Origin of the sequence: Actinomyces glycerinitolerans (assembly GCF_900098745.1) — a bacterium.
In the GTDB taxonomy this organism is placed as follows: domain Bacteria; phylum Actinomycetota; class Actinomycetes; order Actinomycetales; family Actinomycetaceae; genus Actinomyces; species Actinomyces glycerinitolerans.
Map to the genome: position 1 here is coordinate 143,309 of NZ_FQTT01000001.1, position 14,725 is coordinate 158,033.

The 14,725-nt window shown below is 71.4% G+C and carries 13 protein-coding genes; 8 read left to right on the forward strand and 5 right to left on the reverse strand.

What is annotated here, in order from left to right; all coding sequences use genetic code 11:
• Positions 1-41: 41 nt before the first annotated feature.
• Both ACGLYG10_RS00550 and ACGLYG10_RS00555 read left to right on the forward strand, forming a co-directional pair.
• Positions 42-968, forward strand: coding sequence for an ABC transporter ATP-binding protein (locus ACGLYG10_RS00550; RefSeq protein ID WP_073327056.1), 927 nt, complete (start codon positions 42-44; stop codon positions 966-968).
• On the forward strand, positions 965-2,566 hold the full coding sequence (locus tag ACGLYG10_RS00555; RefSeq protein WP_073327057.1) for an ABC transporter: 1,602 nt from the start codon (positions 965-967) through the stop codon (positions 2,564-2,566). Before ACGLYG10_RS00550 ends, ACGLYG10_RS00555 begins: the two co-directional genes overlap by 4 nt.
• A gap of 154 nt (positions 2,567-2,720) precedes the next feature.
• Here the strand turns inward: ACGLYG10_RS00555 and ACGLYG10_RS16925 are convergent, their stop codons facing one another.
• The 3 genes from ACGLYG10_RS16925 to ACGLYG10_RS00570 all read right to left on the reverse strand — a co-directional run bounded on the left by ACGLYG10_RS16925 (position 2,721) and on the right by ACGLYG10_RS00570 (position 3,960).
• Positions 2,721-2,795: a 50S ribosomal protein bL37 gene (locus tag ACGLYG10_RS16925; RefSeq protein WP_395994430.1), complete on the reverse strand. Its 75-nt coding sequence runs from the start codon at positions 2,793-2,795 to the stop codon at positions 2,721-2,723.
• A 155-nt stretch (positions 2,796-2,950) separates the two neighbouring features.
• On the reverse strand, positions 2,951-3,283 hold the full coding sequence (gene rsrA, locus ACGLYG10_RS00565; protein WP_073327060.1) for a mycothiol system anti-sigma-R factor: 333 nt from the start codon (positions 3,281-3,283) through the stop codon (positions 2,951-2,953).
• The gene (locus ACGLYG10_RS00570; protein WP_073327062.1) at positions 3,283-3,960 is read right to left on the reverse strand and encodes a sigma-70 family RNA polymerase sigma factor; all 678 of its coding nucleotides are present in this window, start codon (positions 3,958-3,960) and stop codon (positions 3,283-3,285) included. Before ACGLYG10_RS00570 ends, rsrA begins: the two co-directional genes overlap by 1 nt.
• 245 nt (positions 3,961-4,205) lie before the next feature.
• Here ACGLYG10_RS00570 and ACGLYG10_RS00575 point away from each other — a divergent pair, with 245 nt between their 5' ends.
• The 6 genes from ACGLYG10_RS00575 (at position 4,206) to ACGLYG10_RS00600 (ending at position 11,820) form a co-directional block, all read left to right on the forward strand.
• Positions 4,206-4,715: a DoxX family protein gene (locus ACGLYG10_RS00575; RefSeq protein WP_073327063.1), complete on the forward strand. Its 510-nt coding sequence runs from the start codon at positions 4,206-4,208 to the stop codon at positions 4,713-4,715.
• A 392-nt stretch (positions 4,716-5,107) separates the two neighbouring features.
• Entirely contained in the window at positions 5,108-7,279 is a 2,172-nt protein-coding gene (locus ACGLYG10_RS00580) for an NADP-dependent isocitrate dehydrogenase (protein ID WP_244542544.1), read from the forward strand.
• Positions 7,280-7,284: 5 nt separating this feature from the next.
• Positions 7,285-8,703 (forward strand): 3-phosphoshikimate 1-carboxyvinyltransferase, encoded by a 1,419-nt coding sequence (gene aroA / locus ACGLYG10_RS00585; RefSeq protein ID WP_073327763.1) that lies wholly within the window; start codon positions 7,285-7,287, stop codon positions 8,701-8,703.
• The gene (gene rsgA, locus ACGLYG10_RS00590; protein ID WP_073327066.1) at positions 8,703-9,806 is read left to right on the forward strand and encodes a ribosome small subunit-dependent GTPase A; all 1,104 of its coding nucleotides are present in this window, start codon (positions 8,703-8,705) and stop codon (positions 9,804-9,806) included. The genes aroA and rsgA overlap by 1 nt, the downstream gene beginning before the upstream one ends.
• A 389-nt stretch (positions 9,807-10,195) precedes the next feature.
• Positions 10,196-10,873, forward strand: coding sequence for a GNAT family N-acetyltransferase (locus ACGLYG10_RS00595; protein WP_244542515.1), 678 nt, complete (start codon positions 10,196-10,198; stop codon positions 10,871-10,873).
• 83 nt (positions 10,874-10,956) lie between these two features.
• Entirely contained in the window at positions 10,957-11,820 is an 864-nt protein-coding gene (locus ACGLYG10_RS00600; protein ID WP_073327068.1) for a helix-turn-helix transcriptional regulator, read from the forward strand.
• An 8-nt stretch (positions 11,821-11,828) separates the two neighbouring features.
• On the opposite strand, the gene ACGLYG10_RS15680 is transcribed toward ACGLYG10_RS00600, so the two are convergent.
• Both ACGLYG10_RS15680 and ACGLYG10_RS15685 read right to left on the reverse strand, forming a co-directional pair.
• Positions 11,829-13,340 carry a multicopper oxidase domain-containing protein gene (locus tag ACGLYG10_RS15680; protein WP_244542516.1) on the reverse strand — a complete coding sequence of 504 codons (1,512 nt, stop codon included), beginning with the start codon at positions 13,338-13,340 and terminating at the stop codon, positions 11,829-11,831.
• Positions 13,337-14,656, reverse strand: coding sequence for a hypothetical protein (locus ACGLYG10_RS15685; RefSeq protein WP_139240677.1), 1,320 nt, complete (start codon positions 14,654-14,656; stop codon positions 13,337-13,339). The genes ACGLYG10_RS15680 and ACGLYG10_RS15685 overlap by 4 nt, the downstream gene beginning before the upstream one ends.
• Between the last annotated feature and the right edge of the window lie 69 nt (positions 14,657-14,725).

A 14,725-nucleotide genomic window follows, 5' to 3' on the forward strand; every position in this document is an offset into this window, starting at 1 on the left:
GCGGGCTTGACAGCCACACACTATCAAGTACAGTCACTGTCATGAGCAAGTCACTGTCAGAATTTGCGGTGGACGCCTCCCGACTCGTCAAACGCTTCGGCAAACTCACCGCCCTGGACGGGCTCGATCTGATCGTCTCTCGCGGCGAGATACACGGATTCCTCGGCCCCAACGGTGCCGGGAAGTCCACCACCATTCGCGCCGCGCTCGGCCAGTTGCGGCTGGATTGCGGCCGTATCACGGTGTTGGGGATGGATGCCTGGGAGCGCGCCGTGGATATCCACGCCCGCCTCGCCTACGTCCCCGGAGACACCATGCTGTGGCCGGGCCTGACCGGTGGACAGTGCATCGACTTGCTCGGCGGGTTCCACGGCAACATGAACCGTCGGCGACGCGACGAACTCGTTGAACGCTTCGACCTGGACCCCACGCGCCGTTTCCGCACCTATTCCAAGGGCAACCGGCAGAAGGTAGCGCTCGTGGCGGCGCTGGCCTGCGACGTTGAGCTGCTCATCCTGGACGAGCCCACCTCGGGACTCGACCCCGTCATGGAGGCCGTGTTTCAGCAAGTCGTCGCCGAGCGCGCCGAGGCGGGCACCACGGTGCTGCTCTCAAGCCATATCTTGGCCGAGGTTGAGGCCCTGTGCGAGACGGTAACCGTGGTACGCGCCGGGCGCGCCGTCTTCACCGGCCGCCTGGCCGAGCTGCGTTCCGGCCGAGCCACCGCCGTCGATGCGGTGACGGCAACCGCGCTGCCGGGGCTGGCGGGGATCGAGGGCGTTGACCGTCTACAGACGGATGCCGTACCCCGGGGGGTGCGCACCACGCTTCTGGCCAATGTTGAGGCCCTGCCCGCGGTCCTGGCGGCCTTGAGCGCGGCGCGTCCGGTGCAACTCGAACTCCGTCCGCCGAGCCTCGAGCAGCTGTTTCTGGACAACTACATCATGAGCAGCGGTGACCAGCGATGAGCCGCCCCCGCCTGCTCGTTACTCGTCCCCTTACCGGTCTGCCGCGGATGATGATCCTGGGGCTGCGCACGTCCTGGCCGTCCCTGACGCTGAGCACGTGGGCCTGCGTGACCCTGGTAGTGGCGGTCGCGGTCGGCGTCAAGGGCCTGTATCCGACCTCGGCCGCACGAGCGGAGTACGCGGCCACCGCCGGCGCGTCGATCCCCAGCACCGCCTTCAACGGACGCGGCTACGGACTGGCCTCCCTGGGTGGCATCACCGGGGTGGAGGTCGGCTTCATGGGGCAGATACTGTTTCCGGTGCTGGGTCTGCTGACGGCCATTCGCCTGACCCGTCGTGAGGAGGAGACCGGGCGCACCGAGCTGCTGACCGCCTCGCGGGTGGGGCGGCTGGCGCCCTTGGCGGCAGCGACCATGCTGCTGGCGTTAACCGCTGCCGCCACCGGATTGCTTATGGCTGTGGGCATGACGGCGGCCGGTCTGCCCGCTCGGGGGTCCGCCTGGTACGCCGCTGGAGCAGGTGCTTGCATGCTGTTCTTCGCCGTCGTCGGTCTTCTGCTTGGCCAGTTGTGTCAGCAGGCCGTTACCGCTCGGCAGCTCGGAATCGGCATTGTGCTGATGGCCTTTCTGGTCCGCTTCATCGTCGACGGCCTGGAGTGGGAGGCGACCTGGGCCAGTCCGCTCGGGTGGCTGCCGGAGGTGCGCGCCTTCGATGATCCGCAGGCCTGGCCCCTGATGGCCTATGGCACCGCCTCACTCGTCCTACTGGTCGCCTGCGCGATTGCGGCCTGGCACCGGGATGTGGGAGCCGGCGTCTTCACTCCACGCCCCGGACCGGCCCACGATCCTGCTCGCCAGGCGGCCTGGCGACTGGCACTGGTGCTGGAACGAACGACAACGACGCCTTTCCTCGCCCTCACCTGCCTGTGGACACTCTTCATTGGACTGTTCAGCGAGGAGATGACCCGGATCATCCAGGCGAACCCCTCAACGTTGGCGGCCATGGGACTGGAACGGGGCACGGACCTGATGGCGGCCATGGCCGCGACCGTCATGGTGGCCGCGGCCGCCGCCGTCTCCGTGCAGGGAGCCGCCCGCCTGGGGGCGGAGGAGTCCATCGGGCGCCTGGGGCTGCTGCTGTCCACCCGCTGCAGTCGGGCACGGCTGTGGGTCGGCTGGTGGGCGACGACACTGGTCTCGTCCGCGGTCGTACTCATCGCATCCGCGCTGCTGCTGGGGCTGAGCACCTGGGCGACGTCCGGGCAGAAGGAGGCATTCGACACGGCGCTCGAGATCGGCGGGTACTATCTGGTCCCCGTTCTCCTTGTGGGCTCCGTCTCCGCGCTGCTCGCGGCCCTCGGCCCGCGCTGGCCGATGCTGAACTGGACGATCATCCTGTGGACGGCAGTGATCGGCTTCCTCGCAGAGGCTCTGGATCTGCCGGAATGGGCACGGGATCTGTCACCGGCACACGCGGTCGGTGTACTCCCCGTCGACGATGCGGACCCGCGAGTAATCGTCGGTCAGGGCGTTGCAGCGGTCATAACGTTGATTGCGTCTCTGCTCGCATTCCGACGCCGGAGTCTGCGGGCGGGGTGAGGCCACAGCCGCGCCGCCTCGGCAAGACGCTCGTAGATGCGGCCGACGCGGTGGGCACGCTCACAACAGCAATACGACAACAGCCGGTCACCACTGTGGTGACCGGCCGGTCGTAGGTAGTCGAGTGCGGCGCCGAGACGCCGCCCCACCCGTCTTAGGCGTTGGGACGCTTGCCGTGGTTGGCGCTGTTCTTGGCGCGTGCACGACGCTTCCGACCGCGCTTGCTCATTCCTGCCTCCTCATGTGTGGTGGTTCTTCTCCGCCCCGAGGGGCACGGAACGCCGGGTATTTTCGCACATCGCGGCCGGTCGCTGCCAGCCGGCCGCCCCGCGGCGGCGGTGAATGCGAACACAGATCACCGCGGCGACCGCTCCGCCGGGCGCTTCAGCCGCGTTCGATGCGCTCGGTGCGCACCACCGTGGCCGTGACCCGCGTGGTGGAGACGACCGACGTCGTCGTGGAGCTGATGCGCGCCGCGGACAGGTAACCCAGGACGCGGGCGCGCAGCGCGGGCGGAGCCTGCTCGGCGCAGCGGGAGCGGACCAACTCGCGTAGGTGCCGCTCGGCGTCGGCCTGGCGGGAGCAGTGCTCGCAGGAAGCGACATGCTCGGCCAGGCGGGCCTGAAGATCCTGGTCGACCTCATGGTCGAGGAAGCGCTCCAGGTGGGTACGGGCCTCCGCGCACGAACAGGGCTCGGTCGGGTTCTTCTCACCCATTAGTTCTTCTCCTCCGCGCTGACATAGCCCAGCTGGCGGGCGTGGTCCGCAAGTAGCTCACGTAGTTGCCGGCGCCCGCGGTGCAGGCGCGACATGACCGTGCCGATGGGGGTGCCCATGATCTCGGCGATCTCCTTGTAGGAGAAGCCCTCGACGTCGGCCAGGTAAACGGCCAGCCGCCGCTCCTCGCTGAGCTCCCCCAGGGCCGCCTTGATCTCCTCGTCCGGCAGCTCGTCCAACGCCAGGTTCTCGGCGCTGGGCAGCCCGACGGAGTCATGTGAGGCGGCCCGGTGCAGCTGCCAGTCCTCGACCGTGTCGGCGTCGGACTGCAGCGGCTCACGCTGCTTCTTGCGGTAGGTGTTGATGAAGGTGTTGGTCAGGATGCGGTAGAGCCAGGCCTTCAAGTTGGTGCCGGGCCGGTATTGGTGAAAGGCGCCGAAGGCGCGGGCGTACGTGTCCTGCACCAGGTCCTCGGCGTCAGCCGGGTTGCGGGTCATACGCAAAGCGGCGCCATAGAGCTGGTCCAGATAAGGCAGGGCGTCGGCCTCGAAGCGGGCCGCGCGGGCCTCGGCAGACTCGTCGGCCGGGGCACGGTCGAGGTCGTCGGGCTCCGCCTCGGCAGGGGACTGTGCCACGCCAAGCCGGTCCGTGGGGCGGTGATCGTCTGTGTCCGTCATCGACCACGAGCCTAGCCCGCCCGTACCAGTAGTGCGCCGCTGGGCGCCCCGCGGTAACGAGGTCATGGCAGGCACCAGGCCGGGGGCTACGCCGATTCCCGGCGCGGCCGTGGGAGATGCCCCCGGGGCGGGGCGGGTGTAAGAAGCAATCATCGCCGTCCTAAACGACTCCGCGGGCCCGCGCATTCCCGGCTGTTGTCGCCGGCTACTGGCACCGGGCGCCGCGGTGCGCGAAGATGGGGGGTATGGACCTTCTGCGCATCGTTGCCCGCCCGGCGCTTGCCGCCCCCTTCATTGTCGATGGCATTGACGCCCTCGCCCGACCCAAGCGGCACGCGGAGAAGTTTGAAAAGGTGCAGCCGGTGCTGGAGAAGGCCGGGCTGCCGCCGGTGCTGCACTCGGACGCCGAGTTGCTTACCCGCATCAGCGGCGTCGTGAGCGTAGTGGCCGGGTTGGGCCTGGCCACGGGACGGGCGCCGCGCACCTGCGCAGCCGTATTGGCGACGCTCAACATTCCGCTGACGCTGGTGAACAACCCGGTGTGGGCCGTCAAGGGCCAGGACGCGCGCAAGCAGGCCATGTCGGGGCTAATGCGCTCCGCCGCCATCGGGGCGGGCTTGGCCCTGTCCGCGGCGGACCGTGAGGGGCGCCCGTCGCTGGCGTGGCGGCGCGAGAACCGACGTCAGGTTCAGGCAGCAATTGCGGCCGCGGAGGCACAGGTACGCGCCCAGTACGAGCCGACGCAGTCGGCCTGAGCCATCCGCCGGAATCGTCCGCGCAGCTTTATCGCGCAAACCGGACCGCGCTCGTCGGTTTGGACCTCCCCAGTGGCGCACTACGGCGGTCCGGGCAGAAAGAGGCGGTCCAAATGGGGGGGGTGGCGGTCCCGGCCCGCCACTTGCGGCTTCGCCTGGCCACTGCGCTTGTGGCGGTCGGGGCGCAACTTCGACCGGCCACAGCACAAATCGACGCGGCGCCGCGCTACCCTCGGGGGCGGGAGCCCCGCCGGCCGACGCCGGGGACACGGGCCAAACCCCCAGCCGACCTTGAGGAACACGAAGGAACACGACCGGTGACAGACCAGAACGCCAACAGCGCCCCCGCCGCGACGCCCGACATCATCTACACGCTGACCGACGAGGCGCCGATGCTGGCGACCCGCTCCCTGCTGCCCATCATCAAGGGGTTCACCCGCGCCGCCGACGTGAGCGTGGGCACCGCGGACATCTCCCTGGCGGGCCGCATTCTGGCCGCCTTCGGGCTGGCGGACGACGACCTGGCCCGGCTTGGCGCTCTCACCCAGGACCCGGCCGCCACCATCATCAAACTTCCCAATGTCTCGGCCTCCCTGCCGCAGCTCAAGGCCGCCATCGCCGAGCTGCGCGAGAAGGGCTACGAGCTGCCCGACTATCCCGACGAGCCGGCCACCGACGCCGAGCGGCAGGTGCGCGAGGCGTACGACGCCGTCAAGGGCTCCGCCGTCAACCCAGTGCTGCGCGAGGGCAACTCCGACCGCCGCGCCCCGCAGGCCGTCAAGGCCTACGCGCGCACACACCCGCACTCCATGGGCGCGTGGAGTCCGGACTCCAAGACGCGCGTGGCCACGATGGATGCCGACGACTTCCGTCACAACGAGCGCTCCGTGGTGGTTCCCGAGGCCGGCACCGTGCAGATCCGGCTGGTTCCCGCCGACGGCGGCGAGCCGGTGGTACTGCGCGAGGAGCTGCCGGTGACGGCCGGGGAGGTGGTGGACGCCACCTTCATGTCGGCGCGGGCGCTGGACGAGTTCCTGGCGCGGGCCAACACCGCCGCCAAGGCCGACGACGTGCTGCTGTCGGTGCACCTGAAGGCCACCATGATGAAGGTCTCCGACCCGCTCATCTTCGGGCACGTGGTGCGCGCCTTCTTCCCCCGGACCTTCAACACCTACGGTGAGGTGCTGGCGGCCGCCGGACTGCGCGCCGAGGACGGGCTGGCCTCGATCCTGGCGGGTCTGGATGACCTGCCCGAGGGTGAGAGGATCCGGGCGAGCCTGCGCGAGGAGATGGCGGCCGGGCCACGGCTGAACATGGTGGACTCCACCCGCGGCATCACCAACCTGCACGTGCCCTCCGACGTGATCATCGACGCCTCCATGCCCGCCATGATCCGCGCGGGCGGCAAGCTGTGGGATGCCGACGGCTCCATGGACGACACCCTCGCCGTCATCCCCGACTCCTCCTACGCCGGCGTGTACGAGGCCGTCATCGAGGACTGCAAGGCCAATGGCGCCCTGGACCCGCGCACGATGGGCTCGGTGCCGAACGTCGGGCTGATGGCCCGCAAGGCCGAGGAGTACGGCAGCCACGACAAGACCTTCCTGATCCCCGCCGACGGCACCGTCGAGGTAGTCGTCACCGCGGGCACGGGCCAGCCGGCCGGCACCGTGCTGCTGTCCAGCGCCGTCGAGGCCGGGGACATTTGGCGCGCCTGCCAGGCTCAGGACGCGGCCATACGCGACTGGGTGCACCTGGCCGTGGTGCGGGCGCGCGCCACCGGGGCGCCGGCCGTGTTCTGGCTGGATCCTGAACGCGCCCATGACCGCACCATCGCCTCCCTGGTGGAGCGCTACCTGGCCGATGAGGACACCACCGGCCTGGACATCCGGATCCTGGACCCGGTGGCGGCCACCCGCCTGTCGCTGGAGCGGGCGCGCCGCGGCGAGGACACGATCTCGGTGACCGGGAACGTACTGCGCGACTACAACACCGACCTGTTCCCCATCCTGGAGGTCGGTACGAGCGCCAAGATGCTGTCGGTGGTGCCGCTGATGAACGGCGGCGGCCTGTACGAGACGGGCGCCGGGGGTTCCGCCCCCAAGCACGTGCGCCAGCTGCTTGAAGAGGACTACCTGCGCTGGGACTCCTTGGGTGAGTTCCTGGCGCTGGCGGAGGCGCTGCGGCACGTTGCGCAGGTGAGCGGGAACGCGCGGGCGACGGTGCTGGCCGACGCCCTGGACGCGGCCACCACCACGCTGCTGCAGGAGGAGCGCTCCCCCGCCCGCCGCCTGGGCGGCATCGACAACCGCGGCTCCCACGCCTGGCTGGCCCTGTACTGGGCACGCGAGCTGGCGGAACAGACTGCCGACGCCGACCTGGCCGCGCGCTTCGCGCCCGTGGCCGAACAGCTGGGTGCGGTCAATGAGCAGGTGCAGGCCGAGCTGGTGGCGGTGCAGGGGCACCCGGTCGAGTTGGGCGGCTACTACCTGCCCGATCCGGCCCTGGCCGACGCCGTCATGCGTCCGAGCGCGGCCCTGAACGCCATCGTCGACGCGCTGTGAGTGCGGTGGATGCTGCCCCCTGGCCGGCGCCTGCCGCCTCCGGGCCGCTCGATGCCGTCATAGACCTGCCGGGGTCGAAGTCGCTTACGGCCCGGGCCCTGGTGGCGGCGGCGGTGGCGGGGGGCCCGACGACGCTGCGCGGTGCCCTGCGCTCCCGCGACACCGAACTCATGCGCGCCGCCCTAACAGCGCTCGGGGCCCGCTTCGAGGAACTTCCTGACGATTCCGGTGCCTGCGCCGACGCCGTCCTGCGGGTCACGCCCGCGCCGCGCCCGTTCCCGGTCCGCGCCGGCGCCGACGGGGTGGCCCGTATCGACTGCGGTCTGGCCGGAACGGTGATGCGCTTCGTGCCGCCATTGGCGGCCCTGGCCGACGCACCCGTGGTCTTCGACGGCGACGCCGCCGCCCGCCGTCGCCCACTGGCGCCACTGCTGGACGCCCTGACCGCGCTCGGCGCCGAGGTGGGCTACCTTGGTGATCCCGGCTTCCTGCCCGTGCGCGTCGGCCCCGGCGGCGGAGGGCCGCTGCGCCCCGCCGACCCGGCCCGCCCCGAGGCCCCGCACCGGGTGAGCGTGGACGCCTCCGGCTCCTCCCAGTTCCTGTCCGCGCTGCTGCTGGCCGGGTGCCTGCTGCCCGGCGGCCTGGCCGTCACCCCCACCGGGCCGGTGCCGTCCCTGCCCCATGTGGCCATGACCGTGGAGTTCCTGCGCGAACGCGGCATCGCCGTGGACGAGCCGGACGCCGGCGCCCCCGTGGGTGCACGCACCTGGACGGTTCACCCGGGCGCGCCGCGGGGCGGCACGCTGGTCATTGAGCCGGACCTGTCCAACGCGGGCCCATTCCTGGCGGCGGCGCTGGTGGCCGGCGGGCGTGTCGGCGTACGTCACTGGCCGGCGCACACCACGCAGGCGGGCGACGCCTGGCGGTGGCTGCTGCCCGATCTGGGCGGCACCGTCGAGCAGGCCCGTGAGGCGGACGGCTCGCTGACACTGACTGCGGTCGGCACCGGCGAACTGCACGGAATCGACGCCGACCTGTCCGCCGTCGGGGAGCTGACCCCCACGGTTGCGGCGCTGGCGGCCCTGGCCTCCGCGCAGGGGCACGCCTCGCGCCTGCGCGGCATCGGCCACCTGCGCGGGCACGAGACCGACCGCCTGGCCGCACTGACCACCGAGATCAACCGCATCGGCGGGACGGCTCGGCAGACCGCCGACGGTTTGGAGATCGACGCGCTGCCCACCGGGGTGCACCTGCATCCGGCCCGGCTGCGCGCCTACGCAGACCACCGCATGGCGACCTTCGCGGCCGTCGTCGGCCTGGGCGTCCCCGGAATCGAAGTGGACGACATCGCCTGCACCGCCAAGACCCTCCCCGACTTCCCCGCCCTGTGGGCGAAGCTGCTGTCCGACCGGGAGGGGCGCTGATGGCACGCCGCGACATCGGCACCGACGATCCGCGGGTGCGGGTGCGCCCCGGTAAGCGCTCGCGCCCCCGCACCAAGCAGCGCCCCGCCCACGCCGACGCCGTGCCCGGCATGGTCACCCGCATCGATCGCGGCCACTACCGCATCCGTCTGGAGGACCCCGCTCTCACCACCGACGGCAGCGGCGACATCACCGCGATGAAGGCCCGCGAGCTGGGACGCGGGAAGGTCGTGGTCGGGGACCGGGTCGCCGTCGTCGGGGACACCTCCGGTCGCAAGGACACCCTCGCCCGCATGGTGCGCGTCGACGAGCGTCGCACCCTGCTGCGCCGCAGCGCCGAGGACGGGGACGCGGCCGGCACGGAGAGGCCCGTGGTGGCCAACGCCGACCTGCTGGTGATCGTCACCGCCCTGGCGGACCCGGAGCCGCGCCCGCGCATGATCGACCGGTATCTGGTGGCCGCCTACGACGCCGGCATGGAACCGCTACTGGTCCTGACCAAGGCGGACCTGGCCGACGCCGCCCCGCTGCTGGCTCTTTACGAGCCGCTGGGCGTGCGCTCGGTGTCAACGCGACTGGATCCGTCCAGCCGGGCCGAGGCGTCCCGTGCCGGCGGCGACGGCGTGGAGGCGGTGCGCGCGCTGATCGGCGGGCGCACCTCGGTGTTCGTCGGACACTCCGGGGTCGGCAAGTCCACGCTCATCAACGCGCTCGTGCCCGGGGCGGACCGGGTCACCGGCGAGGTGAATGTGGTCACCGGACGCGGGCGCCACACCTCCACCAATCTGCAGGCACTCGAGTTGCCGGGTGGCGGCTGGGTGATCGACACGCCCGGGGTGCGCTCCTTCGGGGTGGCGCACGTATCCAGCGCGGACGTGCTGCGCGGCTTCCCGGACCTGACCGAGGTCGCCGAGGACTGCCCGCGCGGCTGCACGCACGAGGCCGGGGTTATCGAGTGTGCCCTGGATGAGTGGGTCGCCGACGCCGCGCCGGAGCCGGCGGAGCGTGAGCGGCGTCGGGCCCGGGTGGACTCCTTCCGACGTCTACTCGCCCCCGCGCTGGAGGCCGAGGACCCCACGACCCCGACGGCGCATCGCCGGTGAGCCGGAGCGAACTGGAGCTGCACAGCCGAGTCGGCGCTGTGCGAGCGAGACCGGAGTTCCGGAAATGGCGGGTCGGGCGTGGATGACGGTCCAGTTCGGCCAGGGACATCTCCGCCAGTTGCACCTGATGTCCACGGAACCGACCGGACGGGTCGGGAGTGTGGTGGGCGGGGGTGTCTGCTACGCCGGTCAGACGTTAACAACGCTACTTAACGGTCTGCTGTATACCCCAGGAGCCTTCAGCAGACCGTTAACAGGCGTTGTTAACCCCGAAGTGGCGTTGCTGACGGTGAAGTGGCGTAGCAGACGGCCCCCACACCCGCAAACACAACGAGCCCCTCTAGTCTCTGGGTGTTACTCGTGCCGGTCTCAGGGAGAGGAAAGCAGCCATGGCCCGCATGCCAGTAAGCACCAGCAGCCCGGTGATCCGCCCCGGCGGGACAGCGGACCTGGATGCAGTGGCCAAACTACTCACCGAGGTGTTCACCGCAGATCCACTCATGCACACCATCGCCGCGCGGGCCCCGAAGCCGGTGGCAGCTCTGGATCACCTGCACCGCTGCGAGTTGACCGCTCACTATCTCTCCCCCGACGCCTCTCAACGGGCCGGTACGCACGTCGACCTGGCGGTGGCTGACGCCGGCACCCCGAACGAGCGGCTGCTCGGCGTCGCCCTGTGGGATGCGCCCGCCCAGGACCGACATGCCACGGGACCGTTCGGCTCCGAGCCACTCGACGGGGTCGACCTGGACCTGCTGGGCGGCGCCTGGGAGCTGGTGCTGCTAGATGCGGCCCAGTGTGAGTCGGCCCAGCCGCCGCAGCCGTACTGGTACCTGTACATGCTCGCCGTCGCTCCCGGCGCCCGCGGCTCCGGCGTGGGCACGGCGCTGCTGCGCCACGGCCTGGAGCGCGTCGACGCCGACGGCGTGGCCGCACACCTGGAGTCGACCACGCCGGCATCGCGACGGTTGTACGAACGCCTGGGATTCTCGTTGGCGGCGACGCTCGACGCCCCGCCGCTGCCGGTTTACTGGGCCTTGACCCGCCCTGCGCATCCGCGGCGGTAACGGCCGCAGTCGCGGCGAAAACGTGCCCGGTTCGGCGCCTTGTTTCCTCCCTGCCCTGCTGCGGCGGACGTTAGTCTGAACACATGTCCGCTTCCCCGACTGCCGGGGCTCTCCTTCCCCGCTCCGCCTGGACCGACCTGTCGGCACGCGCCGAGTTGTCGCCGGCGCGCCGCCGCGTACTGGCAGCGGTGGAGGAGTCAGGCCGGTCGGTCACGGCGGCGCAGCTGGCCCGGAGTCTCGAGCTGCACCACAACACGGTGCGCGAGCACCTGGACGCCCTGGTGGAGGCGGGCCTGGTGGCGGTGTCCGCTGTCCCCACAGGGCGGCGAGGTCGCCCCGCCCTGCGCTACGCACCGGCCGGCCCCGATCCGGCGCAGGTGGTCGGCTCCTACCTGTCCCTGCTGGATGCGATTGTCGAGCAACTCGGAGACGGTGAGCAGGCCCGCCGGCGGGCAGAGGCGATCGGCCGACGCTGGGCTCAGTTACTCCCCGATGAGCCCGCGGCCCCGACGGCGCAGGCCGCCGCCTCCGCGGCATCGACTGCCACGTCGACGACGCGGCTGACCGCCATGCTGCCGCACCTGTCGCATATGGGCTTCGCCCCCGAGTTCGACGGCGAGCAGATCACCCTCAAGGCGTGCCCGCTGATGACCGCCTCCCGGCCGCCACACCGGCTGGTGTGCCGCATGCACGAGGGCTTCCTCAACGAGCGCTTCGCCCGCCCGCACACGGGCGGCCCCGCCTCCGCCGACCGCGCGGACGGCGGCGCCGCGGATGCCGTCGAGGCAGGCACGGGGGCGCCGACATTCTCGGTCATCCCACTGTGTGCCGACGGCTGTCACGTGATGGCACGGGCAGCCACGACGACGCCGACCGGCGAACCGCCCGTACCCCAGGCCGCCGCATCGGCCGAACACCGGCCTGTCGAAACCGTGGCCAGCCGATAGTCCAGAGTTCAGCCGGTGACCCGCAGGTAGCCCATCGCGCCCTTCTCCATGTCGGCGAAGGCGTGCGTGACGAACGTGTAGGTGCCCGGGGCCGGCGGCACGCATTCCACGAAGCCGCCCTGGGCGGGCTGCAGCCCGAGCGCCTGGCTGCCGCCGGACCAGCCGGCGCCGACGTCGTCGGGCCCGCCCAGCGTCCAGGCGCCCTCGTGAAAGACCTGGTCGAACTGCAGCCCAACGATGTGGAAGGACGTCGGCAGGGAGGGCCCGGCGTCGAGCACCCAGAAGCGCAGCCGCTCCCCCGGCTTCGCCGTCAGCGGCCGGTCGCGGTACTGAAAGGCGATGCCGTTGAAAGCCAGCAGGTCGGGGTTCTTGGCGGCCACCTTGTCCGCGTCGGTCTCTCCGCCCTCGGATCCGAGGTAGAGCTCGGACTGGATCATGACGAACTCCCGGTCCGCCACGGCGAGCCCGGGCGGGTCGATGATGACGGCACCATGCATGCCGGAGGCCAGGTGCACGCTCATCGGGGCGGTGGAGCAGTGGTACAGCCAGATGCCGGAGCGCTGGGCGGTGAATTCGTACACGAGCGAGTCGCCGGGGTCGATGGAGCGCATGGGCGCGTCCGGGGAGATGACGCCGGCGTGGAAGTCGATCGAGTGGCTCATGGAGCCCTCATTGACCAGGGTGATGCGGAAGGTGTCGCCGACCCGACCGCGCAGCACCGGGCCGGGCGCCTGCCCGTTGTACGTCATCCGCCGCTGGGTGACGCCGCCGCCCACGTACATGGCCTGTTCGGTGACGGTGAAGGTGTGCTCGTGGACGGTGGTGGCGGTGTCGGCGGGCGCCAGCGCGGCGTCGAAGGGCTCCACATCGTCGGGAAGGGCGGCGGCGTAATCGGGTACGGCGTCGTCCGCCCCGGCCGCAGTCGCCGTAGTCGAAGCGGCGGCCTGCCCGGCAGCGGTGACGTGGAAGACCATGCCCTGGGCGCGGTGCCCGGCGATGGAGCACCAGCCCTCCAGCGGGCCGGAGACGACACCGGCATAGAGGCTGCCGGTCTCGCCGGCGGGGACACGGCCGGTGGAGGCGGTGGTCCCGTCGTCTAGCTGGAGCACGAGGTCGTGGACCTGGTCACCGGTGTTGTCCAGGGTGAGCACCAGCCGGTTGCCGGCGGGAACGTCCACGGTGTCGGGCACGAAGCGCATCCCCTCGACCGCGACGGTCACGGTGGTGGTCCGCCCCGTGACGGCCACGGGACCGGCCTCCGTTGACGGGGGGCGGGTGGCCCGCCAGGCGGCGATGCCGGCGCCGGTGGCCACGGCCGCCCCGGTGGTGAGCAGGCCCAGGAGCACGCCGCGGCGATCCAGGCGCGCCTGAGGGGCGGCGTCGGCTCGACGTTGGCCACGGCCGACGGCGGGAGCGGTGCCGGCGGTCACGGCCGCGCGCCCCTGCGGGGTGCCGACGCCACTGCGGGCCGCCGGATCCGCCTGGGGACGGTCCGCATCGTCTTCGGCGCGATCATTCACGGGCGTCCTCCCTCGTGCTTCTCGCCGCGCAACACCCGCCGCAACGCCAGGGCGATGCCCACCGGCACGTAGCCGGCCACGGCGGCGCCAACGACCGCCGCGGCCAGCCGCACCGCCTCGGGCAGAATCTGGGCGACGGCGATCAGCAGGCAACCGTTGGCCGTCACCACCCGCCAGGCGGCGGCCCGGTCCAGGATGGCGTTGGCGGCGCGGGCGGCGGCCGGGCCACCACCCAGCATGACCGGGGTGAGGTAACTCAGCGCGGCGGCCACAATCTGCAGCGCAAATCCGGCACCCAGGGCCACCCGGACGGTGTGGATGACCTCGCGGGCGGCGGCGACGTCGTCGGCCAGGACGATACCGGTGCCGATGTAGCCCACGCAGGCCAGCAGCCAGCCCACCGACGCCGCCGCACTCATGGTGGCGAAGGAGGTGGGCGGCACGCGCCGGGCCGTCACCGCGGCGGGCAGGACCACGGCGGCGGCACCGATCAGGTACACGACCACGCCGATTCCCGCCGCCATACGCCACAGGCCCGCGCAGGCGGTTATGGCGACGCCCGCCACGAGGAGTGGCAGTCCCCGGGTCGCCCAGCGGGCGGCGGTCGGCTCCATGCGGGTGCGCAGCATGGTCGGCCACAGCACGGTGAGCGTGCCCAGCACGGTGATGCCGACGAAGCCGAGCAGCATGGTGGTGGTGTGGGCGAGGTAGTAGGTGTCGGCGAGGGCGGCGGTACCGCGCCGGTCGGCCCAGGAGGTGAGGTAGCCCAGGACCGCGCCGATTCCCAACAGGCTCAGTGCGGCCAGGTAATGAAAGACCAGGGGCGCCATCCTGGGTGCCAGGGCGCGGCGGTATTGGACGCCGATCGCAGCCACACCCAACAGCGCGCAAGCGAGCACCGCCGTCACCCCGGCCAGGGTGACGGCGGGACGCCCGGCGGTGATGCCGACCAGCACCGCGATGGCACCGAGGCTGTGGGCATGCAGGCGCACGTCCAGCAGCCCGGCGCCGCCGAGCGCGGGGCGGTGCAGCAGGGTATCGGCGAAGTGGGCCGACCAGATGGTGATCGCCGAACCGATGCCGCCGAGCAACAGGGCGTGCAGCGGCAGCCAGGTGCCCCAGGCCGCCAGCGGCCCGCCGATGACGCCGACCGCGAGCGCAGCCGCGACCACCAACCAGGCCAGCACCACCGCATTGCGGCGGACCTGAGTGCGGCGACGGCGATGAGGCCTGGGTGTGCGGGCTCGCCCGTCTGTGCCCGTCCGCCCGGTCTCGGGGCGGCCGCCGTCGGGCGTACCACCCAGCTTCTTTTTCACGTCCGCTACCGTAATAAATCGGCTGGGCCGCGACAATCCAAGGACAGCTTCGCCGCATGAACGTGCGCA